Annotated in this window: 27 protein-coding genes; 13 read left to right on the top strand and 14 right to left on the bottom strand. The window is 72.6% G+C overall.

The genetic code is table 11. From position 1 onward, the window contains the following. The first annotated feature begins 18 nt into the window (after positions 1-18). Both CW362_RS02135 and CW362_RS02130 read left to right on the top strand, forming a co-directional pair. Positions 19-1,680, top strand: coding sequence for a serine/threonine-protein kinase (locus CW362_RS02135; protein WP_103547533.1), 1,662 nt, complete (start codon positions 19-21; stop codon positions 1,678-1,680). Then, complete coding sequence (locus tag CW362_RS02130) at positions 1,677-2,357, top strand: hypothetical protein (RefSeq protein WP_240657609.1); 681 nt, start codon at positions 1,677-1,679, stop codon at positions 2,355-2,357. Before CW362_RS02135 ends, CW362_RS02130 begins: the two co-directional genes overlap by 4 nt. An 81-nt stretch (positions 2,358-2,438) precedes the next feature. Here the strand turns inward: CW362_RS02130 and CW362_RS02125 are convergent, their stop codons facing one another. Further along, positions 2,439-2,810 (bottom strand): alpha-amylase, encoded by a 372-nt coding sequence (locus CW362_RS02125; protein WP_103547530.1) that lies wholly within the window; start codon positions 2,808-2,810, stop codon positions 2,439-2,441. On the opposite strand from CW362_RS02125, the gene CW362_RS02120 reads away from it, so the two are divergent. Then, complete coding sequence (locus CW362_RS02120; RefSeq protein WP_162683938.1) at positions 2,800-3,042, top strand: hypothetical protein; 243 nt, start codon at positions 2,800-2,802, stop codon at positions 3,040-3,042. The genes CW362_RS02125 and CW362_RS02120 overlap by 11 nt on opposite strands. A gap of 246 nt (positions 3,043-3,288) precedes the next feature. Here CW362_RS02120 and CW362_RS02115 read toward each other — a convergent pair whose 3' ends face one another. The 3 genes from CW362_RS02115 to CW362_RS02105 form a co-directional block, all read right to left on the bottom strand. Beyond that, positions 3,289-3,780 carry a hypothetical protein gene (locus tag CW362_RS02115; protein ID WP_240657608.1) on the bottom strand — a complete coding sequence of 164 codons (492 nt, stop codon included), beginning with the start codon at positions 3,778-3,780 and terminating at the stop codon, positions 3,289-3,291. 401 nt (positions 3,781-4,181) lie between these two features. Next, positions 4,182-4,433, bottom strand: coding sequence for a hypothetical protein (locus tag CW362_RS02110; RefSeq protein WP_103547525.1), 252 nt, complete (start codon positions 4,431-4,433; stop codon positions 4,182-4,184). Further along, entirely contained in the window at positions 4,420-4,734 is a 315-nt protein-coding gene (locus CW362_RS02105; protein ID WP_240657607.1) for a DUF6400 family protein, read from the bottom strand. The genes CW362_RS02110 and CW362_RS02105 overlap by 14 nt, the downstream gene beginning before the upstream one ends. Before the next feature lie 235 nt (positions 4,735-4,969). On the opposite strand from CW362_RS02105, the gene CW362_RS02100 reads away from it, so the two are divergent. The 4 genes from CW362_RS02100 (at position 4,970) to CW362_RS45235 (ending at position 9,197) form a co-directional block, all read left to right on the top strand. Then, positions 4,970-5,467, top strand: coding sequence for a lamin tail domain-containing protein (locus tag CW362_RS02100; RefSeq protein WP_103547523.1), 498 nt, complete (start codon positions 4,970-4,972; stop codon positions 5,465-5,467). Between the two features lie 228 nt (positions 5,468-5,695). Further along, entirely contained in the window at positions 5,696-7,438 is a 1,743-nt protein-coding gene (locus CW362_RS02095; RefSeq protein WP_103547521.1) for a bifunctional phosphatase PAP2/diacylglycerol kinase family protein, read from the top strand. After that, a complete protein-coding gene (locus CW362_RS02090; RefSeq protein ID WP_103547520.1) occupies positions 7,439-8,392 on the top strand; it encodes a YihY/virulence factor BrkB family protein in 954 nt (317 codons plus the stop codon). A 1-nt stretch (position 8,393) separates the two neighbouring features. Continuing rightward, positions 8,394-9,197, top strand: coding sequence for a phosphatase PAP2 family protein (locus CW362_RS45235; RefSeq protein WP_103547519.1), 804 nt, complete (start codon positions 8,394-8,396; stop codon positions 9,195-9,197). A 101-nt stretch (positions 9,198-9,298) separates the two neighbouring features. Here the strand turns inward: CW362_RS45235 and CW362_RS02080 are convergent, their stop codons facing one another. Next, positions 9,299-9,526, bottom strand: a complete 228-nt coding sequence (locus CW362_RS02080) for a helix-turn-helix domain-containing protein (protein ID WP_103547518.1) — start codon at positions 9,524-9,526, stop codon at positions 9,299-9,301. Continuing rightward, positions 9,526-10,140 carry a DUF2975 domain-containing protein gene (locus CW362_RS02075; protein WP_162683937.1) on the bottom strand — a complete coding sequence of 205 codons (615 nt, stop codon included), beginning with the start codon at positions 10,138-10,140 and terminating at the stop codon, positions 9,526-9,528. Before CW362_RS02075 ends, CW362_RS02080 begins: the two co-directional genes overlap by 1 nt. 242 nt (positions 10,141-10,382) lie before the next feature. Here CW362_RS02075 and CW362_RS02070 point away from each other — a divergent pair, with 242 nt between their 5' ends. After that, complete coding sequence (locus tag CW362_RS02070; RefSeq protein ID WP_103547516.1) at positions 10,383-10,715, top strand: putative quinol monooxygenase; 333 nt, start codon at positions 10,383-10,385, stop codon at positions 10,713-10,715. Positions 10,716-10,808: 93 nt separating this feature from the next. On the opposite strand, the gene CW362_RS02065 is transcribed toward CW362_RS02070, so the two are convergent. Beyond that, positions 10,809-11,192, bottom strand: a complete 384-nt coding sequence (locus CW362_RS02065) for a DUF2267 domain-containing protein (RefSeq protein WP_103547515.1) — start codon at positions 11,190-11,192, stop codon at positions 10,809-10,811. A gap of 163 nt (positions 11,193-11,355) precedes the next feature. Continuing rightward, positions 11,356-12,048, bottom strand: coding sequence for a TetR/AcrR family transcriptional regulator (locus tag CW362_RS02060; protein ID WP_103547514.1), 693 nt, complete (start codon positions 12,046-12,048; stop codon positions 11,356-11,358). A 214-nt stretch (positions 12,049-12,262) separates the two neighbouring features. Here CW362_RS02060 and CW362_RS02055 point away from each other — a divergent pair, with 214 nt between their 5' ends. Beyond that, positions 12,263-13,381 (top strand): serine hydrolase domain-containing protein, encoded by a 1,119-nt coding sequence (locus CW362_RS02055; protein WP_240657606.1) that lies wholly within the window; start codon positions 12,263-12,265, stop codon positions 13,379-13,381. Between the two features lie 41 nt (positions 13,382-13,422). Here CW362_RS02055 and pgm read toward each other — a convergent pair whose 3' ends face one another. The 6 genes from pgm to CW362_RS02020 all read right to left on the bottom strand — a co-directional run bounded on the left by pgm (position 13,423) and on the right by CW362_RS02020 (position 21,181). Next, positions 13,423-15,063: a phosphoglucomutase (alpha-D-glucose-1,6-bisphosphate-dependent) gene (gene pgm, locus CW362_RS02050; protein WP_103547512.1), complete on the bottom strand. Its 1,641-nt coding sequence runs from the start codon at positions 15,061-15,063 to the stop codon at positions 13,423-13,425. A 117-nt stretch (positions 15,064-15,180) separates the two neighbouring features. Then, entirely contained in the window at positions 15,181-16,176 is a 996-nt protein-coding gene (locus tag CW362_RS02045; protein ID WP_103547511.1) for an MASE1 domain-containing protein, read from the bottom strand. A gap of 72 nt (positions 16,177-16,248) precedes the next feature. Then, positions 16,249-17,082 (bottom strand): PP2C family protein-serine/threonine phosphatase, encoded by an 834-nt coding sequence (locus CW362_RS02040; RefSeq protein ID WP_103547510.1) that lies wholly within the window; start codon positions 17,080-17,082, stop codon positions 16,249-16,251. A 342-nt stretch (positions 17,083-17,424) separates the two neighbouring features. After that, a complete protein-coding gene (locus tag CW362_RS02030) occupies positions 17,425-19,605 on the bottom strand; it encodes an MMPL family transporter (RefSeq protein ID WP_240657605.1) in 2,181 nt (726 codons plus the stop codon). A gap of 197 nt (positions 19,606-19,802) precedes the next feature. Continuing rightward, positions 19,803-20,564, bottom strand: coding sequence for an LmeA family phospholipid-binding protein (locus tag CW362_RS02025; RefSeq protein WP_103547508.1), 762 nt, complete (start codon positions 20,562-20,564; stop codon positions 19,803-19,805). Next, positions 20,561-21,181: a TetR/AcrR family transcriptional regulator gene (locus CW362_RS02020; protein WP_103547507.1), complete on the bottom strand. Its 621-nt coding sequence runs from the start codon at positions 21,179-21,181 to the stop codon at positions 20,561-20,563. The genes CW362_RS02025 and CW362_RS02020 overlap by 4 nt, the downstream gene beginning before the upstream one ends. 175 nt (positions 21,182-21,356) lie before the next feature. Between CW362_RS02020 and CW362_RS02015 the strand changes: the two genes are divergently transcribed. The 4 genes from CW362_RS02015 (at position 21,357) to CW362_RS44305 (ending at position 24,179) form a co-directional block, all read left to right on the top strand. After that, complete coding sequence (locus tag CW362_RS02015) at positions 21,357-21,785, top strand: OsmC family protein (protein WP_103547506.1); 429 nt, start codon at positions 21,357-21,359, stop codon at positions 21,783-21,785. A 124-nt stretch (positions 21,786-21,909) separates the two neighbouring features. Further along, on the top strand, positions 21,910-22,383 hold the full coding sequence (locus CW362_RS02010) for an ATP-binding protein (protein WP_240657604.1): 474 nt from the start codon (positions 21,910-21,912) through the stop codon (positions 22,381-22,383). Between the two features lie 189 nt (positions 22,384-22,572). Then, complete coding sequence (locus CW362_RS02005) at positions 22,573-23,526, top strand: Ppx/GppA phosphatase family protein (RefSeq protein ID WP_338069047.1); 954 nt, start codon at positions 22,573-22,575, stop codon at positions 23,524-23,526. 389 nt (positions 23,527-23,915) lie between these two features. Continuing rightward, positions 23,916-24,179, top strand: coding sequence for a hypothetical protein (locus CW362_RS44305; RefSeq protein WP_240657603.1), 264 nt, complete (start codon positions 23,916-23,918; stop codon positions 24,177-24,179). The last annotated feature ends 93 nt before the right edge of the window (positions 24,180-24,272 follow it).

Below are 24,272 nucleotides of genomic sequence, written 5' to 3'. Positions count from 1 at the left end.
CTCGGGGAGGCATGGGTCATGAGCACATGGGCGGTACCGGGCTACGCCGAGTCCCGCGAGCTCGGTTCGGGGGCGAGCGGACGCGTCGCGCTGGCCGTTCACGAGGAGACCGGCCACCCGGTCGCGGTCAAGTACCTCAGTGACGCGCTGCGCACCCGCCCGGGCTTCGTGCAGGAGTTCCGGGCGGAGGCCCGACTGCTCGGCGGGCTGCACAGCGACCACGTGGCCGGCCTCTACGAGTACGTGGAGGGACCCGAGGGCGCGGCCATCGTCATGGAGCTGGTGGACGGGGTGTCGCTGCGGACCCTGCTCGGCCGGCAGGCCCCCCTCGAACCGGAAGCCGCTCTCGTGCTGCTCAAGGGCTCGCTGCTCGGCCTCGCCGACGCCCACCGCCTCGGCGTGGTCCACCGTGACTACAAACCGGAGAACGTCCTCGTCCGCGCCGACGGCACGTCGAAGCTCGTCGACTTCGGGATCGCCGCCACCGACGGCACCACCGCCGGCATCGCGGGCACCCCGTCGTACATGGCTCCCGAGCAGTGGACCGGCGCCCCCGCCTCGCCGGCCGCCGACGTGTACGCCGCGACCGCGACGTTCTTCGAGTGCCTGACCGGCCGCAAGCCCTACACCGGCGCGAACCTGGCCGAACTCGCCCTCCAGCACGTGGACGGAGTCATCCCCGCCGACGAGGTCCCCGAGCCGGTCCGCTCCCTCGTCCTGCGCGGCCTCGCCAAGACGCCCGGACAACGGCCCGCCCACGCCGAGGACCTCGTCGCGGAACTCGAGGCGACGGCCGGCGGCGCGTACGGTCCGGAGTGGGAGGACCGCGGCCGTCGGCAGCTCGCGGCGCTCGTGGCCCTGTGCCTCCTGCTGCTGCCCTCCGCCCCCTCCGTGCCGCGCCACGCCACGGACACGGCACACACGGTCCTCGGCGGGGCACCCGACTGGCTCCGGTCCTGGCGGCCGAGTCTTCGTTCGCTGCTCGTGTCGGGGGCCGCGCTCGTGGCGGCCCTCCTCCTGACGTACGGCATCGACCGGAGCGCCCCGGACATCGGCACACCCCGCAGGGCCGCGGAGGCACTGGCCACCACCAGCGCGCGGCCGACCGGTGAGGGCGGCCCCACGACGACGGACCCCGGCTCCCCCACGCCGTCCCCCTCGTCGTCCGTGACGGCTCCGCCCACACCGTCCGCTTCGGCCTCGGACGCCACGGCGCAGCCGACCGTGTCGGTGTCCGTGACCACCGGTGCGTCCGCGCCGCCCACGGTCGCGCCTCCGACGGCGACGGCCACGCCGACGGCCGAACCGCCCACCACGGCTTCCCCGTCGCCCACCCCCACTCCGACCCCCACCGTCAGCGTCAAGTCCGTCTCGTTCAGCGGTTTCCGGCAGACGGGCACGGCGACGGCGGCCGCGACCGCCACCGTCACCACCGACGGGACCGGACCGGTCACCATCACGGTCGCCTGGTTCACCGGTGAGGTCAGCGGCCGGCCCGGTACCCAGGACGGGGCGGCGGAGACGTACCGGCGCAGCGGCGCGACCCAGTACACCATCGCCCTCGAGCACACGTTCCAGGGCACGGGCTGCTACTGGGGCGTGCGGGCCGACACCCGGCCGGTGTCCGCCGACGGCGGCGCCTGGCAGCAGCTCCTCACCCGGCGGTGCTCGATCGGATGAACCAGAACCAGAGCGCCTCGGGCGCCTCCTCCCCCGACGACGACTACAGCGCGACCGTGCTGGCCAGTCACTGGATCCAGCGGCCGGACTCCTCCGACACCCTCGCCCTCACCGACGGTTCGGCGACACTCGAGCTGTCGGGTGCCGGTGCCGGTGCCGGTGACACCATGGCCGAGGGCGTCGCACCCGACCGGGTCGAGGGCACCCTGCTGCGCTTCGGTCCCGGCGTGAACGCCGACACCGTGCGCCGGGTCGGCGTCGTTCCCCCGGCCGCTCCGGCACGCCGCCGGACCTGGCGCCGGCACGCGCTCCCGGCCGTGGTGCTGCTGGCCGTCGTCGCCCTTCTCCTGTGGCACCGTTCCGCGCCGTCCCTCGGCGTGGACAACGTCACGGTCTCCGCCGCGTCCCCCTCCCCGGGGTGCGACGAGACCGCCGACATCACGGGCACGGTCACCACCAACGGCAGGCCCGGCGAGCTCACGTACCGCTGGGTCCGCAGCGACGGCACCTCCTCGAAGGTGCTGCGCGAGGATCTGACGCGCAATCAGAAACAGGCGAAGCTGCACCTGTTGTGGACGTTCCAGGGCGAGGGCCGCTACGAGGCGCGCGCCGAGCTGCGCCTGCTCTCCCCCGTGCGCCGCACCGTCTCGGCGGAGCTCACGTACCACTGCCCGTGACGTCACCGCGGCGGCGCGAGGACGCGGGAGGCGGGGAGACCGGGCGGACCGGGCGAGGAGGAACCCGGCCGCCCGGCGGTCTCACACGCTCGACGGCGTGCAGGCGCTCAGGCCGGTGACGTAGTTGAGCTGGGGGCCGTAGCCGGCGAAGGTGGCGATCGCCCGGGGAAGCAGGGTGCGGCAAGGGGCGCCCTGACCGTCGGTGTACCGGACGGTGACGTCCACGGTGGCGTCGCAGTCGTTGACGACGGTCGTGTAGCGCCAGTCGCTGTAGTAGTGGACGCAGTCCGGAACGGGGGCCGGGTCGACGACATCGCCGACGGGGGCGCCCCGACCGGCGTCCCGCGCGGCGGCGGGCGCTCCGGCCGCCCCCAGCAGGCCCAGAACCGCGACGGACAGCCCCAGAGCCGTCCTGAGCGCGCGCGGACGTACGGAGCGGCTGGTGGTGAACATGGTGGCGTCCTTCATGTCGGCGGAAGCGGCGGCCGTGGAGCCGCGGCGCGGTGCCACCCTGCAACGCCTGCAAGAATTGCGCAAAGGCATGCAACGGCTTTCAGTCGATGATGAAGCCTCAACCGAACCGGTGTTGTTCACCGAAATGCCCCCGCCCGGGTCTTGCGCCCGCCTTCGGCGCGGCGCGCGCGTCACCGGCTCGCCGTGGACGGACGCGCGGCAGGATACGTGACGGGACAACCCGGACGACGGCGCTCCACGGCGGCCGGAGGGTGACCGGCGGGGCCATGGGCGGAGCCGGCCACGACGGGAGCGCGGCCGACCGCGCCGGACCGTGGCCGGTCGGCCGTCGGGGCCGTGGTCTACGGGCCGGGTTCACGGCCGGGACGATACGGGCAGGTCCGCGGCCGGGCGGGCGTGGACGGAACCGCGGGTCGACCGGGTGCGGGCAGGGCCGCGAACGGCCGTGCGGGCACGGTCAGCCGCGAGATCTGCCCTGGTCCCGTCGGCCCTGCCGGGACTGGGTGCGGCCACGACCGCCGGCGCGGCGACGTGACGGTGCCGGGGGCGCGTCCCCGCTGTTGAAACCGGGCCCGCTCGGGGCGCTGAATCCGCCGGGAACCGCGGGAGCGGCCGCGGGGGCACCGGTGGCGGCCGTCGGAGCGGAGGGCGCGGACGGCGTACGGGTGCGGGGCACCGCACGGCCCACGACGCGGGTGTGCGTCATCAACGGGGCGCAGGCGGCGCAGACTTCCTTCAGGGTCCACACCTGGGCAATGGCCGGATCATGGCGCAGCACCAGCAGCACACTGCCCATGCAGTGCACCTGGCTGCCCTCGTGGGAGGCGCACTGCGTCTGCCGGCAGGCGCAGGCGGCGTCCGCGTGCACGGTGGCCGCGCGGGCGTGCGCCCCGACATGGGCTTCGGCGAAGCGGCGCAGCGCGGCGAGGTCACGGGACCGCGGCGGCATGGCGCAGGGAGAGGAGCACGTGACCGACGCGGTGCGGTCGCTGTGGCCGGAGATGCGGACGGTCCACGTGCGTCCGGGACGCCGCGAGGCAGCAGATTCTGAGTGTGGGAGGTCCAAGACCGGCAGTCCTTCGGCAGTGGGATGTTCGCGCTGATGCGCATGGAGTTTCTTTACCCGCGCGGGCCGGTCCGTCATCCACCGGTGGGCCGCGAGCGTCCTCGAATCTACGAGCGATGGCGTGCGCGGGCCCGGACTGCTGTCGCGCGGGGTTGCGATCTTCCCACAGCGGCGCGTCGGACGAGTTCGACCCGCCTGGGGCCCTGAGGATAACCCCGGCCTGACGTGCGGACCCTTTGGGGTGGGCAAAGATTTGTTCCACGGCGCCCGCCCGCCGGGCGGCGTCAGGAGCGGCCACCCCTGACGCGCTCCCAGAAGGAGCGGGTGGCGCCGAATCCGGTCTCGTGGACCCATACGTGGGTGCACGACGGGCACTGCAGATGGAGCAGGCTCCCGGTGGTGGAGAGCAGGTAGCGCCAGTGGTCGGAGCACGACCGCCGCTGCTCACAGGAGGCGCACCCGTGGCTGTCGGCGCAGTTCGGACACCTCACCCAGGCGCGCCGCCCGATGTCCGCCTGCGGGTCAAGCGGCAGCACGGCCGTCTCCACGGCGGGGAAGCACGCCGGCCGCGACGAGGTCGTCGTACACGCGCTGCTGTCCGGCGTCGAGGCCGGAGTACAGGAGCGCGTACGCGGCCTCCTCCTGGCGCATCACCTCCACCGGGTCCCAGTCGGGACCGAGGACGGCCAGGACCTGGGCCTGCCGCAGGACCTCCTGGGCGGTGAGGTCGACGGCGAACTCGAACAGCTCGGGGGCGTCCGGCCGGCCGGCACCCGTCGGGCGCGATGCTCCGGCCTCGCCGGGGCCGTGCGGGAGCGGGGGATTTTGTGGGGCCATGGGAGAGAACTTAGGTATGCCTTTCTTGTCGGGACAAGAGGAGGTGGGCGAAGTCACAGCAGGTCGGGGCCGCGAGGGCCGGTCCCGCGGCAGACCGGCGGGCCCGTCCGCGGGGGCCGCGCGGAACACGCGCGACCGGAAGGTGTGCACGCGTTCTCCACATCCCCGCCATCCGTTGATCACATCATCGGTATGCTCCTGGAGCTCCATTCGCACCACCGAGGGGGGATTCCTCATGCGTATCCGTCATGCCCTGGCCGTCACCGCCGCCGCTGCCGGCACGCTCGCCGCCATCGCCACGGCCCCGGCCCAGGCCGCGGAGTATTCGTCCGCGCTGAAGATCAAGGGCGTCCAGTACGACGCGCCCGGCCGGGACTCCAACAGCTGCTCCAGCGGCAACTCCAAGGACGAGTACCTGGTGATCAAGAACTACTCGTCGAGCACGACCGTCAACCTGAAGGGTTACGTCGTCAAGGACGCCACGGGCAACAAGTTCACCTTCCCGGCGAACCACTACCTGGAGCCCGGGGACTCCATCAAGCTCCGCGGCGGCCACGGCACCGACTCGGACGCCCGCAACGTCGTCTACCGCCAGAACTGCAACTTCATCTGGAACAACGACAAGGACAGCATCTACCTGTACAAGTCGTCCGGCGCCCGCGCCGACGTCCACTCGTACACCAAGTCGGCCAACGACCGCGACGGCAACGGCTACATCTCGTACCACGGCTGAGCGGGGCGCCGGTGCCCGCCGACCGGCCGTCGTCCGGCCGCCGGGCACCGTCCACCGGAAACGACCGCCCCGGGCGGAGCGATCAGGTGATCGCTCCGCCCGGGGCGGATCCGGTTCCGCGCCGGGACACGCCTGTCCCGGACGATCCGGGGCAGACGGCGATGGACCCGGGAGGAAGCGCGTCCCGGGCGGAATCCGGACGCACCGCGCTGCCCCTGGGAGCCCTCCATGCCGACCGCCGTACCGGACGGAGCCGCCGGAATGTCCGGCAGCCGGACCGAAGCCACGGGCTCCGCCCGCTCGTTCGCACTGCCCCGGGGCACCGGCCGGACCGCCGCCCGTATCGCCGCGCTGACCGCGTGCCAGGCGGCGTCGATGGTGGGCCTCGGACTCCTGATCACCGGTCCCGCCCGCGGACTGTGGCCGCTGACGGCCGAGGACACCGTGAACGAGGGCCTCGAACAGGCCCGGACCGGCGCCCTCACCACGCTGTCCTCCGTCGCCTCGGAGGCCGGCAACACCCTCACGGTCATCACCGTCACGCTGCTGGCCTGCCTGGGCCTGCTCCTGGTACCCCGCCTCCCGATGTGGCGTCAGGCGGTCTTCCTCGCCGTCGCCGTGTCGCTCCAGTCGCTGGTCTTCCTGGCGATCACCGAGTCGGTGGACCGGCACCGGCCGGACGTGGACCGCCTCGACGCGTCACCGCCCACGTCGAGCTACACCTCCGGACACACCGGGGCGGCCACCGCGGTCTACGCGGGTCTGGCGGTTCTCGCGCTGTCCCGGATCCGCGGGCCGTGGCGCAGGGTCGTGGCCGGGCTGCTGCTGCTCCTGCCGCTGCTCGTGGGCCTCGCCCGGCTCTACCGGGGCATGCACCACCCCACGGACGTCCTGGGCGGCCTCGTCAACGGCGGGCTGTCCCTGCTGATCGTGGGGCGCGCCCTGCTGGTCGACCGGTCCGTGGCCGCCGCCCCGTCCACGGACGGCGCACCCGCGGGCCGGACCGCCGACGAGCGTCCGCCCGGTACGACCACCGTGATCCTGAACCCCACGGTGACCGACGAGTCCGAGCGCCACGAGCTGCGGCGGACCCTCGAACGGCACGGCCACCGCGAACCCGTGTTCCTGGAGACCACCGCGGAGGACCCCGGGGCGGGACAGGCGGCCCGCGCGGTCCGCGAGGGCGCGGCACTCGTCGTGGTCTGCGGTGGGGACGGAACGGTCCGCACGGTCGCCGACGTCCTGGCCGGGAGCGGGGTCCCCCTGGCCGTGGTCCCCTGCGGCACCGGCAATCTGCTGGCCCGCAACCTCGGTCTGCCGCTCTCCCCCGTCGCCGCGCTCGAGGCCGCGCTGGGCGGCGGTCCGCACCGGCTCGACCTCGCGGCCGTCGAGGGCGACGGCCTGAAGGCCACCCGGTTCACCGCGATGGCCGGGGCCGGTCTCGACGCCGCGATGATGGAGCACACCGATCCCCGTGCGAAGGCCGCCCTCGGCTGGCCGGCCTACGCGCTGGCCGGGATCGGGACCCTGCGCACGCCCCGCATGCGGGTGACGATCCGGCTGGACGGATCCCCGGCCTTCCGCCGCACGGCCCGCATGGTGCTCGTCGCCAACGTCGCGGCCGTGCAGGGCGGAGTCACCCTGCTGCCCGCCGCCCGTCCCGACGACGGGCTGCTCGACCTCCTGGTCCTCGACCCGCGCGGACCGGGCGGCTGGCTGCGAGCGGTGCGGACGCTGCTGCGCGGACGCGCCACGCCGCCACGGCCGTCCACCGTGCGCACCCTCGCGGCGGAGGGAGAGGACCACGACGAGGTCCCCGTGGAGTTCTTCACCTTCCGGCGCGCCGAACTCGTCTTCGACACGCCTCAGTCCCGGGAACTCGACGGGGACCCGGTGGGCCCCGGCCGGCGCCTCACCGCCGAGGTCGAGCCCGGCGCGCTGACCGTCCTGCTGCCCTCCCGGGAGAAGTGAATGGGTACCGCGACGAGAGTGCCGGAGACCCATGCCATGTCCGGCGACGAACTCTCCGCCGACGAGGCCCTCGCGTCCCTGCGCCGGTACGGCGGCTGGCCCCTGCTGCGCGACGCGTTCGTCCGGTTCCGCTACGCCGACGGGTTCAGCCATTCCCGTGCGCTCGCCCTGCAGACGGTCCTGGCCCTGGTCCCGCTCGCCATCGCGTTCGTGGGCCTGTCCTCGGCCCTGCACACCGAGGACGTCGGCCGGGTCGCCGAACTGACGATCCGCCGGATCAGCGCGGGTCCGAGCGCCGAGGTCGTCGACGACGCGCTGCGCCGCAGCCGGCGCACGGCGGGCGACGGGGCCCAGGTCGCCCTGTGGTTCGGGCTGGCCTTCTCCCTGGTCAACGTGACCACCGCGATGTGCCAGATCGAGCGCGGCGCCAACCGGATCTACGGCAATGAGCGCGACCGCGTCTTCCACCGGAAGTACCTGCGCGGTCTGGTCATGTCCCTGAGCGCGGGAATCCCGCTCGGCCTCGGTTTCGTCCTGATGGTGGCCGGCGACGACCTGGCGTCCGCGGTCGTGACCGTCTACCACCTCGACGGAGGAGCCAAGACCGCCTGGGACGTGCTGCGTTGGCCCTCCGGGCTGCTCCTCGCCCTCATCTCGGCCAGCGCGATCTTCCGTCGTTCGCCCCGTCGTCACCAGCCCGGCTACACCTGGCTGGCCTTCGGCGCCGCCGTGTACCTGGTGCTCTGGACCGCGCTGACCTGGCTGCTGAGCTTCTACCTCGAGTTCAGCGGCTCCTTCGACACGGTCTACGGTCCTCTCAGCGCCTTCATGTCGCTGCTGCTCTGGGCTTATCTGACCTCGATCGCCCTGTTCCTCGGACTGTCCTTCGCCGCGCAGCTGGAGGCCTCGCGCGCGCGGCGCCCCGGTCCGGTCCAACCCGATCCGGGGGTCTGAGATGGCGACGCGCTCCATGGTCCGGAACCTGCGGGACCGCCGCCGGGAGGCGGACCGGCGGTTCGGCGCCCGGCTGCTCGGCGCGGCCGCGGCGGCCGCGGTCACCGCGGTCCCGTTCGGCCTGCTCCTCGTCCTGGTCGAGGGGCAGTGGCGCCCCTTGCGCCGGCTGGACGCGGGCGCCGCCCGTCGGCTGCACGTCATCGCCCTCGATCATCCCGCCTGGACGAGTACGCTGCGCTTCCTCTCCGACCGGGTCTGGGATCCGGTCACCCTGCGCACGGCCGTCGCGCTGCTGACCGTCTGGCTGGTGTACCGCCGGGCCTGGCGTCTGGCCGCGTGGGCCGCGGTGACGGCCGTGGCCGGCGGGTTCATCGGGCTCCTGGTGAAGACGGTCGTCGAGCGGGCGCGTCCGTCGCTGGAGGATCCGGTGGCACGGGCCCCGGGCTTCTCCTTTCCGTCGGGCCACGCGATGACCGCGACGACCTCGTTCGCCGTCCTGCTGCTGGTCCTGCTGCCCATGGTGCCGCGTCCCTGGCGCGCGCCGTGCTGGGGCGCCGCGGTCCTCTCCGTCGTCGGTGTCGGCTTCACCCGTGTCGCCCTGGGCGTCCACTGGTTCAGTGACGTGCTGGGCGGCTGGCTGCTCGGGCTGACCGTCGTGGCCTTCACGGCTTGGGCGTTCGAGGCCTGGCGGGCCGACACCGGAAGGCCCCGGGCCCCCGTCGCCGAAGGCCTGGAACCCGAACTCACCGATGAACGGCCCGAGGCCGGGACCCCCGGCGGAGCGGGGGAACGGGCCACCACCTGACGGTCCGTCCGACTCTCCGTCCTGCGGCCCGGGAACGGCCCGGCGGGGCGGCCGGGCGCGGGGACGAGACGGAGCCCGAGGGCGGACCGCGGGCTCCGCCCTCAGCCCGGACGGTGGCTGAGGATGTCTCCCGGCTGACACTCCAGTACCTCGCAGAGCCGCGTCAGCGTCGTGAACCGTACGGCTCTGGCCCTGCCGTTCTTCAGGATCGACAGGTTCACATGGGTGACACCGACCCGGTCGGCGAGCTCCGTCAGGGTCATCCCGCGTTCTTCGAGCAGACGGTCGAGATGGACCTCGATCCCGTGCTCCTCCTTGTCCTCGGGCATCAGACCGTTCCGTCGAGGTCTTCTCGCATGGTGACGCCGACGCGCATGATCCGCGCGAAGGAGAGGACGCCGAGGCCGGTGAATATCGCCATGTAGGGAGCGTCCCACGAAATCAGCCCGGAGAGGGCACTGACGTCGCCGCCCCTGCTCAGAGAGCCGATCAGTGCCTTCTCGCTCACGGACTCCGCGATCGCGGCGAGCACGCTGCCGGCCAGCAGCCACCAGCCCACCCTGCGCAGCCGCTCCGCCGTCCGCGCGGTGTAGAGGCCGTCGCCCTCGGCACCCCGGATCAGCCGGAGAACGAGCAGGAGCGCCCCGACGGTGAAGACGAAGTCGGGAACCTTGGTCGCGGTGTTGAGCAGGCTCTGAGCCGTGCTGGGGTCGTCGGTGCAGTAGTTCGGACTGGCGTCCAGGCCCATCGTCGCTCCCGGTGCCGCCCTGAACCCCATGTGCGGTTCCGCGTCGGTGCCCACCGTCTCGGTCGTGTCCGTGACACAGACGGACTTGTCGCCGATGCCGAGGACGTGCACCCCGTCCAGGAACATCGAACCGAACACGCCCAGCACCATGAACACCGCGAACAGCGTCACGACGACCGTGACCGCACTCGACATCGGTTCCAGTGGATTGCGCAGCCTCGCCATGACTCCCCCATATCGATTATCGATGTTATCGAAAAACGATACATAGCCCGGCGGGACTCCGCAAGGAAGTTCGAGAGACGGCAGGACGGTCCGAGGGGCGGCTCCGGAAGAGGTGGCCGCATCGCGGGGTTCCCCCGGTCGGCCCACAGGCTCATGATGTCCAACGACCGCGGACGGCACAGAATGACTCGACAGCGATCCGAGGAGCCCTCATGATCTTCATTACCGTCAAGTTCAACGTCCGCCCCGAGGACGCGGAGAAGTGGCCGGAGATCACCGCCGAGTTCACGGCCGCCACCCGCGCCGAGCCCGGCTGTCTGTGGTTCGACTGGTCCCGGAGCCTCGACGACCCGACGGAGTACGTCCTGGTCGAGGCCTTCCGCGACGACGAGGCCGGGGCGGCCCATGTACAGTCCGCGCACTTCAAGGCCGCTCAGCAGCTCATGCCCGACCACCTGACCTCGACACCGCGCATCGTGAACGTGAAGATCCCCCAGGACGACTGGTCCCTCCTGGGCGAGATGACCGTCGGGGAACAGTCCTAGGAGCGCTCCGGCCCGGCCCCGTGACGGAACGGGGCCGGGCCGGACTCGGGAACGGGATCCCGGGATCACGCCCCCGTGAAAAGGCGCGGCGGGTCAGCCGGCGAACTCCTCGACCGGGTGGGCGAAATCGGCTCCGAGCTGCGACATCATGTTGCCGAACTCCTTCTCGCTGATCGCCTCGCGCAGCGTCACGAGCACGGCCCGGACACCACTGTCGGCCTCTTCCTTCTTGAGCACGTTGCGTTCGGCGACACGCCGTACGGCCTCGTCGTAGCCGAAGGCCTCGATGGCCGAGGTGGCACCTCGCCGCACGGACTCGGCCAGGCCCTCCGGGAGCTCCAGCTCCAGTGCCCGGTCCTCGCCCCCGCTCAGCCGATGGGCGAGCGTCTCCAGCGTGGCCCGTGTCAGATCGGCCGACTCCTGTCGTGACAGGCCCGTGCGCTCCGACACCGCTTGGACGAATTCCCTCTCCTCCACGCGCCGCCTCCTCCTCTGAATCGTCGGTCCGACGGCTCGGCGGTCCGGGGCCCGGCACCCGAGACCCTCGCGGTCTCGCGGTCGCACGGCCCCCGGTCCACACTGACACGCGGCAGCCGGGCCCGCGCGGCCAGGCCGTGGGACCCTCCGCGCCCGCGGTCGTTCAGTCGTCCGCGGGCACTCCGGAACCGGCCGTCCGGCCCGGGCGGACCGCGTTCTCGACCTGGTCGAGCTGGGCGGCGAGGATCTCCTCGAACGCGGCGCGGCGGTCCACCACGAGGGGACGGATGTCACGGGCGAAGTGGGCCAGGGCCGGGAAGCGTTCGGGGTCGGCGCCCAGTACCGCCACCCGGAACAGCTCCATGCCCTGTTCGCGCTCTTCCGGAGTGACCGTGTCGACCCCGGCCTCGGAAGCGATCAGCGCGGAGACGAGGACCGCGATCCGGTGGTAGCGCGCCGGGATCTCCTCGTCGGGCAGCCCCGAGGCGCGCAGCGCCTGCAGCGCCTCTTCCATGACCAGCCGGGAACCGGTGCCGCTCGAGACGTGGCGTCCCCAGACCGCCGCGAGCTGGGGCTGCCGGCCGAAGGCGTCCCTCACCCGCAGGGCCAGGGTCATGATCCGCTGTCTCCAGTCGCCCTCGGCGCGGTAGCCGTCCATGGCGGTCAGGAGGATCCGGTCGGCGACCGCGCGCAGCAGTTCGGTCTTGCTGCGGAAGTGCCGGTAGAGGCTGGAGGAGTCGGTCCCGAGGGCCGCCGCCAGCTTGCGCACGCTGAACGAGTCCGGGTCGCTCGTGCACAGCAGCTCCGCCGCCACGTCCAGGATCTCCTCGGTCGACCAACGCCTTCGGCCCGTCATTCCGCTCCTCTCGCCGGACTTCAGCCTAGCTGATGCGCCTGGCATTGCACTTGGCGTTGCACGCACTGCGTGCATAATGAGGACAAGGGCCTGCCCGACACCTCGACGGGAGGCGGGCCGGCAGGCCGCTCGTGCCCTGTCGCCCGGGTTCGGGCAACCGGGGTCGGGCGGCCGGGACGGAGCCCGCTCCAGGACGTGCGAAAGGACGCATGACGTGAAGAACGCACTGGATCCAGCGGCACTGGAAGCCGCCCTCGAGAACGTCCACCGCGCCGGGATGCCCGGCCTGTTCGCCGAAGTGCGGGACGGCGACCAGGTCTGGCGCGGCGCCGCCGGGGTCGCCGACGTCACCACCGGCCGCCCCGTCACCGCCGACATGCGGCACCGGGTCGGCAGCATCACCAAGACCTTCACCGCCGCAGCCGTGCTCCGGCAGGTCGAGGAGGACCGGATCGGACTCGACACACCGATCGGCCGGTACCTTCCGGAGCTGGTTCCCGGCGAACGCGGCGAGGCGATCACGGTCCGGATGCTGCTCAACCACACCAGCGGCCTCGCCGAGTACCTGCCGTACGCCTATCCCTCGCTCAAGCCGTACCCCGTCCTCGCGGACACCGGACCCGAGAGCCTGGACGACCACCGGTTCACGCGGTTCGACCCCCTCGAACTGATCGAGACGGGGGTCACCGCACCCGCGTCCGGCGCCCCGGGCGGCACCCCCGGGGTGTACTCGAACACCAACTACCTGCTCCTCGCCCAGCTCCTGGAGCGGGTGACCGGCACGACGGCCGAGCGGCGCGTCACCGAGGACGTCATCGAGCGCGCGGGGCTCCGGGACACCGGGTTCCCCGAAGGGCCGTACGTCGACGGGCCGCACTCACGGCTCTACGAGATGTGGTTCGGCATGATCGACCCGCCGCGCGACTACAGCGTGTTCGACATGTCATGGGTGGGACCGTCGGCCTCGCTGATATCGACCGTCTCGGACCTCAACCGTTTCTACGGTCTGCTGCTGGCCGGGGAGATCGTCGGACCGTCGTCGCTGGCGGAGATGCGGCGCACGGTCCCGGTCGTCTCCCAGGAACTCAGGACCATCGACTACGGCCTGGGCCTGCATCCGACGGAGGGTCCCGGGCGGGACCCCTTCTGGGGCCACGGCGGCACGGTCTGGGGCGGTGGGGCGCTGGCGATGACCCGCGCGGACGGCCGGAGGCAGCTGGCGGTCGCGGTGAACGCGCAGCGGTGGAACGGGCTCGACTCCTCCGGGATGCCGGAGCCCCATCCCGTCGACGAGGCGCTCGCGGCGCTGTACCGGGTGGCGATGTACGGCTGAAGGCGCCGTGGCGCGGGGCCCACGGCGCCTTCGGCCCGGTCTCAGCCGGACAGCGCCGCCGAGACCACCGCCTTCGCCTCGTCCTGCACCCGGCGCAGGTGATCGGTTCCGAGGAACGACTCCGCGTAGATCTTGTACACGTCCTCGGTGCCCGACGGGCGGGCCGCGAACCAGGCGTTCTCGGTGGTCACCTTGATGCCGCCGATGGGCGCGCCGTTGCCGGGCGCCTCCGTGAGCACCGCGGTGACCGTCTCCCCGGCGAGCGTGTCGGTGGTGATCTGCGCGGGCGAGAGCTTGGCCAGCAGGGCCTTCTCCTCGCGCGTCGCCGGGGCGTCGATGCGCTCGTAGGCGGGCTCCCCGAAGCGCTCGGTGAGGCCCGCGTAGTGCTCGGAGGGCGTCTTCCCGGTGACTCCCGTGATCTCGGAGGCGAGCAGGGCCAGGATGATGCCGTCCTTGTCGGTGGTCCAGACGGAGCCGTCGCGGCGCAGGAAGGAGGCGCCCGCCGACTCCTCGCCGCCGAACCCGAGGGAGCCGTCGACCAGCCCGTCCACGAACCACTTGAACCCGACGGGCACCTCGACCAGGCGCCGGCCGAGGTCTGCGGCGACCCGGTCGATCATTCCGGACGACACCAGTGTCTTGCCGACCCCCGTCCCGGCGGGCCACCGCTCCCGGTGGGTGTAGAGGTAGGCGATGGCGGCGGCGAGATAGTGGTTGGGGTTCATGAGGCCGCCGTCGGGGGTGACGATCCCGTGGCGGTCGGCGTCGGCGTCGTTGCCCGTGGAGATCTGGAAGCGGTCGCGCCGCTCGATGAGCGAGGCCATCGCGTACGGCGAGGAGCAGTCCATCCGGATCTTGCCGTCCCAGTCCAGCGTCATGAACCGCCAGGTGGGGTCGGTGAGCGGATTGACCACGGTCAGGTCCAGCCCGTGCTGTTCGGCGATGCGCCCCCAGTAGGCGACCGAGGCCCCGCCCAGCGGGTCGGCGCCGATACGGACCCCGGCCGCGCGGATCGCGTCCAGGTCCAGCACCTGCGGCAGATCGGCCACGTAGGTGCCGAGGAAGTCGTACCGGCCGGTGCCGGGTGCGGCGAGCGCCCTCGCGTACGGGACGCGCCGTACGTCCTTGAGGCCGTCCCTGATGAGTTCGTTGGCCCGGTCCTGGATCCAGGAGGTCGCCTCGGAGCCGGCCGGGCCGCCGTTCGGCGGGTTGTACTTGAAGCCGCCGTCCGCCGGCGGATTGTGGGAGGGGGTGACCACCACACCGTCCGCGAGACCCGCGGACCGTCCGCGGTTGTACGTGAGGATGGCGTGCGACACCGCCGGGGTGGGCGTGTAGCCGTCCGCGGCGTCGAGGAGCACCGTCACGTCGTTGGCCGCGAACACCTCCAGGGCGGTGACCTTCGCGGGTTCCGAGAGCGCGTGGCTGTCGGCGCCCAGGAAGAGCGGACCGTCGGTGCCCCGGCCGTCGCGGTACTCGCAGATGGCCTGGCTCGTCGCGGCGATGTGGTCCTCGTTGAACGCGGTCGCCAGGGACGAGCCGCGGTGTCCGGACGTGCCGAAGGCGACGCGCTGGCCGGGTTCGGCCGGGTCGGGGTGGAGCGCGTAGTAGGCGGTGACCAGACGGGCCACGTCGACGAGGTCCTCGGGGTCGGCCGGCCGGCCCGCTCTCTCGTGCTGCATGTGCCCGTACCTCCACGTCGGTGGTTCCTCGCTGGTGGTCTCATCTTTCCCCACCGGGCCGCGTGGTGGCACGGTGCCTCCGGGAGGGCGTCCGGACAACGGTGGGAGACCACGGCGTCAGCCCCGGCCTTCTCCCTCCTCGGGCGGCGGTCTGGGCGTGGGGTTCCCGGCGGTCAGGTGCTCGAGGACCTCCACCAGCTCCTGGCATGCCAGCTCCACGGAGCGCCGGGTGTTGCGCTGTTCGGTGATCACGGCGGACAGGAGGAGGGCCGTCAGGGCCATGGTCCCGTTGAAGGCCTGTAGTTTGATCATGACCTCGGTATGGCTCAGCCGGTGGAACGGACCGGCGTCCTCCGTGGCCGCGACGGTGGCCATGACGGAGGCGAAGAGGGCGCACACCAGGCTGCCCGGGAGTTCGAATCTGAGGGCCGCCCAGATCAGCAGCGGATAGATCAGGAACAGCATGCTGATGGAACTGCGGGTGGCGACCGGCACCATGACGCCGGCCGCGACGATGATCACGGCGGCCTCCTTCCACCGCGCCAGGCTTATCGGGGGCCGTACGGTGTACAGCATCAGGATGACCGGGGTGACGATCAGGACGCCCATCGCGTCGCCCACCCACCACGCCAGCCAGACCGGCCAGAAGTCACCCAGGGCGAGTTTGCCCGTGACCACCAGCAGGCCGACGTCCACGCTCGCGCTGATCGTCATGGCGCCCAGGGCCGCCAGGAACACCAGGGCCAGTCCGTCGCGGAACCGGCTGAGATCGGTGCGGAAGTGCACCGCGCGCAGCAGGAGCCAGGCGCACACGGGGGCGACGGTGTTGCCCGCGACGATGCCCGCCGCGGAGAGTTCGAGCGAGGAGAACGAGGAGAGGGACAGGATGACCAGAAGGGCCCCGATCGCGATCCCGGGCCATGCCCGCAGCCCGATGAGCAGCAGGGCGGCGACGGCCACACCGGTGGGCGGCCAGATGGGCGTGAACACCGCCCCTTCGACTGTGAGCCGCCGCATGAGTCCCAGCCGTCCTGCTCCGTAGTAGCAGGCGGCGATCACGAGCGTCTGAAGGGCGACGACGGCCGGCCGGCGCATCTTCTGTGCAGCCACCACAGAGTCATCAGACACCGCCGGAGCCCTGTCGGCGAGGCGAGCGCCCCCGCGCCGCGAACGGCGTCGGCCGCCTCACCGGAACGGGACGGCGGGCGCGCCGTGGCGGACCACGAGCACGGCCGCGTCGTCCTCGTGTCCCACCCCCTCGGCGCCCTTGATCACCGCCGCGGCCAGCGAACCGGCCGACAGGCCCGCGCCGACGGCGACTCCGGCGAGGCGTACGACCTGGTCGAGCCCGTCGTCCACGTCCATCGCCGGGCCCTCGACGACGCCGTCGGTCAGCAGGACGAAGACTCCGCCGGTGGTGAGCCGGTGCCGGGTCACCGGGTACCGCGTCCCGGCCCCGATGCCGAGCGGTGGCCCGCCCTCGTCATCGGTGACGCCGGACTTCCCGTCCGCCGTGGCCCAGACGCAGGGTATGTGCCCGGCCCGCGCGCTCTCCAGCACGCCGGTGACCGGGTCGAGCCTCATGAAGGTGCAGGTGGCGAAGAGGTCGGAGCCGATGGAGAGGATGAGGTCGTTGGTCCGCTCGAGGAGCTCCCCGGGGTCGCCGGTGACGGAGGCGAGGGCCCGCAGGCCGACCCTGACCTGCCCCATGAACGCGGCGGCCTCGATGTTGTGGCCCTGCACGTCGCCTATGGACAGGCCGATGCGCCCGTCGGGCAGTTCGAAGGCGTCGTACCAGTCCCCGCCCACGTTGAGGCCGTGGCAGGCGGGCGCGTACTCGACGGCGACGTCGAACCCCGGGGCGGAGGGCAGGTCTCCCGGAAGCATGCCGCGTTGCAGCGCGATGGCCAGTTCGACCTGCGAGCGCTGGAACTGCGCGCGTTCACGCGCCTGGGCGGTCAGCGATCCGAGCCTGGCGAGCAGCTCGTCGCCGTCACCCGTCGACGGCTTGCGGAACATCCACCACTCCGGAATGAAAGCCACACATCAAATAAATATCGACAAAGCGTCTCTACTGGATGATAACGACCGCGATGGCGGGGTCCGACATCGGCGCTTCCCCGCCGGATCCGTCAGACCGCCGGTCCGGGACGCGGCCGCCGGAAACCGTCGACGATCGGGCCGAGGACGCGCGCCGCACGGACCTCTCCCCCCACGCCGGGGCGATCCTCCACAGCGCGCCGAGCCGCAGCAGGACGTCCTCCGGATCGAGACCGCCCTCGAGCACGCCCTCAGCGGCTCCGGCGTCGAGCGGGGCCCGCCGCGTCCCCGGCCGGCAGCCGCGCCCCGGGTCCCCCGGCATCAGACGGTCCAACGCGGCAGCCGGCGGTCCAGCCATCCCGGCAGCCACCAATTGGCCCGCCCCATCAGGAACATGAGGGACGGCACCAGGACGAGGCGTACGACGGTGGCGTCGAGGACGACACTGACGGCGAGGCCGAGAGCGAGCATCTTCACCACGACGGCCGGGGAGCCGGTGAAGGACAGGAACACGGCCGTCATGATGAGCGCGGCACAGGTGATCACCCGCCCGGTGAGCGAGAGACCGGTGCCGACCGACCGCTCGTTGTCACCGGTCGCGTGCCACTCCTCGGCGATGCGCGAGAGCAGGAAGATCTCGTAGTCCATCGACAGACCGAAGACGATGGCGAACATCATCATCGGGACGTAGGACTCGATCGGCACGGGCTCGCCCAGGCCGAGCGGGCCGTCGCCCCAACCCCACTGGAAGACGGCGACCAGGACGCCGTACGACGCGCCCGTCGTGAGCAGGTTGAGGACGACCGCCTTGAGCGGGATCACCACACTGCGGAAGACGGCCGTCAGCAGCAGGAACGCGGCGACCAGCACGATGCCGACGATCAGGGGCAGGCGTTCGGTGACGGTGTCGCGGAATTCGAGCTGGCCCGCGGTGCTGCCGGTCAAGTGCCCGGTCGCACCGGTGCCTTCGAGGATGCCGGGCACGGCGGTACCGGTGAGCGTGGCGAACAGGGCGTCCGTTGCGGCCGATTGGGGGCCGGTGGCGGGGACGACGGTGGTGACGAGGATCCTGCCGTCCGGGCTGGTGCGCGGGGGCGTGACACGGGCGACGCCGTCCGTCCCCGCCAGACCGTCGGCGACCAGGCCCGCGACCCGGTCGGCGGACACGCTCGCGCGGGTGAGGTCGACGACGAGGGTGAAGGGGCCGTTGGCACCCGGCCCGAAGCCGGGACCGTCGGCGTCGGCGATCCAGTCGTAGGCGTCGCGGGTGGTGCTGCCCGCCGGGTCCGCGCCGTCGTCGATGTGCCCGAGGCGCATCGAGAACAGCGGTGTCGCGCAGAGGGCGACGACGGCGAGTCCGGCGGTGAAGAACCTCCACGGATGCCGGGCGACCAGGCGCGCGTAGCGGCGCCACCCGTCGTGGTCGCCGGAGCTCTCGGCGACCGGCCTGCGGCGGACACGGAGGACGTCGATCCGGCGGCCCACGAGCCCCATGGCCGCCGGCACCAGGGTGAGCGCCGCGGCCGCCGTCACGACCACCGCGACCGTGGCGGCAAGACCCAGCCGCCCGATCATGGTCAGACCGCAGGCGTACAGGCTGAGCAGGGCCACGGCCACCGTGCCGGCGGCGACCAGAACCGCCTTGCCGCTGACGGCGGCCGTACGGCCGACCGCCGTCGGCGGATCGTCCCCGTCGATCAGGTACTGGCGGAACCGCGTGATCAGGAAGAGCGCGTAGTCGATGCCGACGCCGAGCCCGATCATCGTGGCCAGGGTGGGCGCAGAGGTGGCGAAGGTGAGCGTGCCGGCCACGATGCCGACCACGCCGAGGCCGACACCGACCCCGATCAGGGCGGTGACCAGGGGCATCAGGGCGGCGGCGACGCTGCCGAAGGCGAGCAGCAGCACGATCAGGGCGGCGCCGACGCCGATGGCCTCGGCGGTGGCGTCGTCGGCGGGGGCGCGCACGATGTCGTGCAGGTCGCCTCCGTAGCCGACGCCGATCCCGGCGTCCCTGGCGGGAGCCGTCGCCGCGTCGAGCCGCTCGGTGTAACCGTGGCCGAGGGACTTGAGCTTCCGGTCGAAGGACACGGCGGTGTACGCGGTCGCGCCGTCGGTGCCGGTCACCAACGCGGCGACGGCGGTGACGTGGGGCAGGTCCCTCAGCCGCCCGAGCGTCGACTCCAGGCCCTCCGCGCGGTCGGACACCTTGCCCGAGCCGACATGGAAGACCACCTTTCCGCCGGGCGCGCCCGCCGCCGGGTCGGACTTCGCCAGCAGGTCGGCACCGATGCCCGCCTGGCTGCCGGGGAGGGTGACCTCGTCGCCGAAGCTCGCGCCGACCGCGTGCCGGCCCGCGAACGCGGCCGCCAGCACCACCAGCCAGGCGGCGACCACCCACACGGCGTGCCGCGCGCAGAAGGCACCCGTGCGGTGCAGGACGGACGGCCGGGGCACGACGGGAAGCGGAGCCGGGGACAGCTGGGCAGGGGGAAGGGACACCGCGCCTCCAGAAGAAGTGACAGGGCTGCCACAACTTAACCGGGAAGATGACAGCACCGTCAATTGTCATCTCTGCCATTTTTTATCGACGCCCCGCGCCCCCCGGACACACGGAGCGCGGACGGGGCGCCGCCTCCCGGACGGGCGGCGGCGCGCCGGGCCTCGCGGACGAGCGGCCGAGGCCCGGCGCGGCGGAGTCAGCTCTCGGCCCGCCCCTTCCCCGACACGCACGCGGACGCCTCGCTCGCCGTCCGCGCCGCCTGCCGCGCACCGGTGGGTGCCACGGTGAAGTCCAGGACGAGACCGGCGCCTTCGGCGTGGGCGCCGACGAGCGCGGTGCCCCGGGGCAGCTCCCTGATCCGGATGGTGCGCGGCTCGAGCTCGGCGGCGAGCCCCCCGGCGCCCGGCAGGGCGGAGAGCTGCGACACCGGGACTTCGCGGCCGAGGACCAGGACGCTCGCGGGGGTGATGGTGAGGCTGTGGGACGTGGTGGACAGGGTGGTGGCCACCGTGACGGGCAGACCTGTCGTACCCGCCGTGCCCGTGAGGGTGAGACGGGTGCCGTCCGTACCCGTCCTCAGCCCGTCGGCGCCGCCCCGCACACCGACGCTCCGGTCCAGCGCGTCGTAGGCGACGGTGGCGGTGGCGGTCCCGCCCGAGGTGGCGCCGCCGGTCGACACGTCGCGCAGGTGCGCGTCGACGTCCATCTCGGTGCCCTCGCGGCGCACCCCCTCGGCACTGACGTGGACGGCCCCGACCGTGCCGGTGAGCGCCCTGAGTCCGGCCAGGGTGTCGTCGAGGTCCACCCGCACCCCCTTGGTCGCGCCGAGACGGCACGCGGCGGTCTCCGCGACCCGGCCCCGCACCTTGTGCTCCACGACGAGGTCGGTGGTCACGGCCGCCGCGACCACGGCGGTCAGACATACGGCGGTGACGGAGTAACGACGGCGACGGTTCACGAGGGGGTGGCTCCGATCATGGTCAGGAAGGTGAACGCCTGCGGGAGCAGACGGTCGGGCTCCACCGGCACTCCGGCCGTACGGCGGTCGCGCAGGGTCCGCAGGACGGCGCGCGCGGCTCCCAGCGCGCAGTTGGCGATCACGGCGGCCCGCAGGTCGGCGTCCGGCTCCGTCTCCGGAAGGCGCTCCAGGACCAGCGCGGTCAGGCGCGCCTCGAACTGCTGGAACTGCCGGGACAGGCCCTCGCGCGCCTGTTCGCGGATCTCGCCGAGCGGATGGGCGAGCGCGGTCAGGCTGCTGGTGGCGAAGTAGAAGACCGCGTCCGTGATGGCGCCGCAGGCCGCTTCGAGCGGTGTGTCGCCGTCCGGCCGGGCCAGGAAGGCTTCCTCTATGCGGGCGAAGAGCTCGATCCCGTCCGGGAGGAGCAGCGCTTCCTTGCTGTCGAAGTAGCGGAAGAAGGTCCGCTCCGACACGTTCGCCTCCGCGGCGATGTCGGCCACCGTCGTCTGCGCGAAACCGTGTTCGGCGAAGAGCCGGCCGGCGGCCTCGCGCAGTCCGCGCCGGGTCTCCTCCTTCTTCCGCTCGCGCAGCCCTGGCTTCTCGGTTCTCTCTGGCATGGGGCCACCCTCACCACCACGCGCCGGGTCTGTCAATTGTCAGCCCTGCCATTTTGGCGGGTGAAGGTCGTCCGAGAGACGTGGCCGACCGGTACCGCGGCACCACTCGCCTCCCCCGACCGAACCGAGGGCGCCGCCGAGGCGGGCGACGCGGTACGACATTAGGGTCGGCGGTATGACTGACGACAACCTGCGCCGCGTCACCGTCGAACGGACCGGCACCGGGCACTTCACCGCGACGAACGCGCGCGGCGGGACGATCGCCTTCGGGACGACCGGGGAGGACGAGTTCACCCCGGTCGAGCTGCTGCTCGCCGCCATCGGGGGCTGCACCGCGGCCGATGTCGACGTCGCGACTGGCCGCCACGCGGAGCCCACGCGGTTCACCCTGACGGTGACCGGCGACAAGATCAGCGACGAGCACGGGAACCGGATGACCGACCTCGCGGTCACCTTCTCCGTGGCGTTCCCGGACGGCGAACCCGGCGACCGCGCCCGTGCCATCCTCCCCCGTGCCGTGAAGACCTCGCACGACCGGCTCTGCACGGTCAGCCGCACGATCGAGGCCGGCACCCCCGTCACCGTGACGGTCGCCGACGGCTGACCCCGCCGGGCCCCGGTGCGGCGGCCTTCGACGACCGCGCGGCCGGATGGAGTGAAGCCGGATTTCCGGGGCAGACGGCGAACGTCGAAGAGGTGGACGCAGGACGGATCGTATGGGCCAGCCGGTGAGCGAAGCGGAACAGCAGGGACAGCGGGGGCGGCGGGGTGCGCTGATCGAGGCCTCCGTCGCGTACGACGGCGACTCCGCGTGCATCGCCCGGGCGCGGGCGTTCACCCGCGAATTCCTGACGCGGGTGCAGGCGGTCGCCGGGCTGCCCGTCTCCGGACGGGTGATGGGCACGGTCCCGTTGGTCGTCAGCGAACTGGTGACCAACGCGGTCAAGTACGCGGGCGGACCGTGCCTGTTGACCCTGGAGGTGGACGGGGGCTCCGTCAGGGCGACCGTGTGGGATTCCGACCCGGCCCTTCCGGTGGCGCGCGCCGCCGACGCGGGCCGCGTCGGCCAGCACGGGCTGGAGATCGTCATGGCCGTGTGCCACGCCTTCGAGGTGCACCGGGAACCCGTCGGCAAACGGATCACCGCCGTGGTGGCACTGGCCGACACGCCGGACACCGACATGAGCCCCTCCGGCACCTGACGCCCGCCCCCGCCACCGGTGTGACCGCAGACACACGGCGGCGCTCCCGAAGTCCCCTCCAGCCGCCGCCCGGCGCCATTTTGACGCCCTGAAAGGTGCCTGACGAGCCGAAACGAAATCGTGTCGCGTCACCCTGGCCGCATTGCGGGACAATGGTGAGTTCGTGGGTCGCCTTCGACAAGGAAACGGGTGGTTAACACAGTGCGACAGGCAGGTGTACTAGACGTCGGGTGTCACAGTGCTCTGCTCACCGTGGCGCGGCGCCGTGCCGGGGTCGCCATGGAGGAGGTGCTGTCCCGAAAGGTACGACTCCAGTTGCACGAGACGCTGGACTCCACGGGCCGGCTGGGCAAGTCGGGCGTACGCAGTGTGCAGCGGGCCGTGGCCGAAACGCTGGCCGAGGACCGGGACTCGCTGCCGGAGGTGTACGCGTTCGCCACGTCGGTGATCCGCGACGCGCCCAATCGCGACGAGGTCCTCGCCCAGGTGGCCAGCGCCACCGGCACCCGACTGCGGGTGATGTCCGGTGAGGAGGAGGCCCGTCTGGCCTATGTGGCCGCGCGCCACTGGGCGGGCGAGCGGACCGGTTCCCTGCTGGTGCTCGACATCGGCGGCGGGACCGTGGAGGTCGCGTCCGGGACGTCCGGGCAGCCCCGGACGTCCCATTCCCTGCCGTTGGGCGCCCGTACGGTCACCCGTGCCTGGAAGCTCGACGAGGCCGTGTCCTCGAAGCGGCGGCTCGCCGAGGTGCGCGACCATCTGAGCGCCCGCCTCGCCGAGGTGACCGACCTGCCGCACGCCGAGCGGGACGGGCGCGTGCTCGCCTGCTCCAAGACCTTCACCCAGCTCGCCCGCTACACCACCGCGGGCCGCGACCGCTCCCGGGCCCCGCAGCGGCTGACCCTCGACGAGGTGCGGGCCGCGGTGGGCGTTCTCGCGAAGAACGGGTCCGCGGGGCGCGGCCGGCTGCCGGGCATCTCACGTCACCGGGCCGGGCAGTCCCTGGCCGGGGCGCTGGTCGCGGAAGCCCTGATGGAGGCCTGCCGGGCCACGAGCGTGGAGATCTCACCCTGGTCCACCAGGGAGGGCCTCCTCCTGGAGCGTCTCGGGGCGCTGCGCGGCAAGCGTTCCACCGACCGCTGACACGGACCGGCCGGCACCGACCGGCCGGCACCGACCGGTCGCCGGCCGGTCGCGGGACCGGGCCTCCCCGTTCGCGTACCGCGTGGACATCCGCCAAGGGCGTGGACACCGGGCCTGGTTGGAGGAGCACGGGCCGACGCACGGCTCCCGGCGACCGGTCGCGGGGACGCGCGGCGCGCGGAGGCCGGGAACAAACCCGGACCACTCGGCGCTGACGTGAACGGCCCGGCGGATGCCGGAGCACGGAGTTCCGTCCGGTGCGGTGGACCCACCGGCGGTCCTGCTCGTGGAAAGGCGTGAGAGAGATGACGGCGTCCGGACAGCGGCGGTCACGAGCGGCCGGGGCGGGAGAGTCGCCCCTGGTGACGTCCTGTGGCCGCAGGATCTTCGTGAAGGAACTGAGGCTGCCCACACCGGGCCGGCCGATCGGCCGCGTGACGCTGGACGTGGGTCCCGACCAGGGCGACGAGCACGGGGTGTGGGCCTCCCTCACCCCCGCCGAGGCACGTGAACTCGCCCGTCGTCTCCTCGTGCACGCCGCCGGGGTGGAACCGGCGGGGCCGCCCGACCAGGAGCCGCCCCGGGCTCATGACCTGCCGCTCGACACGTCTCCCGGCACGGCGTGGACCGTGACGCGCTCCCGCTCGGTGTGAGCGGGCGGCCCGAACGGACGACGACGGGAGCCCGGCCCTGAACGCCGGACGCGCGAAGGCGCCGGCGCTCCCCCGGACCGGGGTGGAGCACCG

The organism is Streptomyces populi (assembly GCF_002911015.1).
GTDB classification, from domain to species: Bacteria; Actinomycetota; Actinomycetes; order Streptomycetales; family Streptomycetaceae; genus Streptomyces; species Streptomyces populi.
Note: the sequence above shows the minus strand (reverse complement) of the source record. Positions and strands in the feature narration are given on the sequence as shown.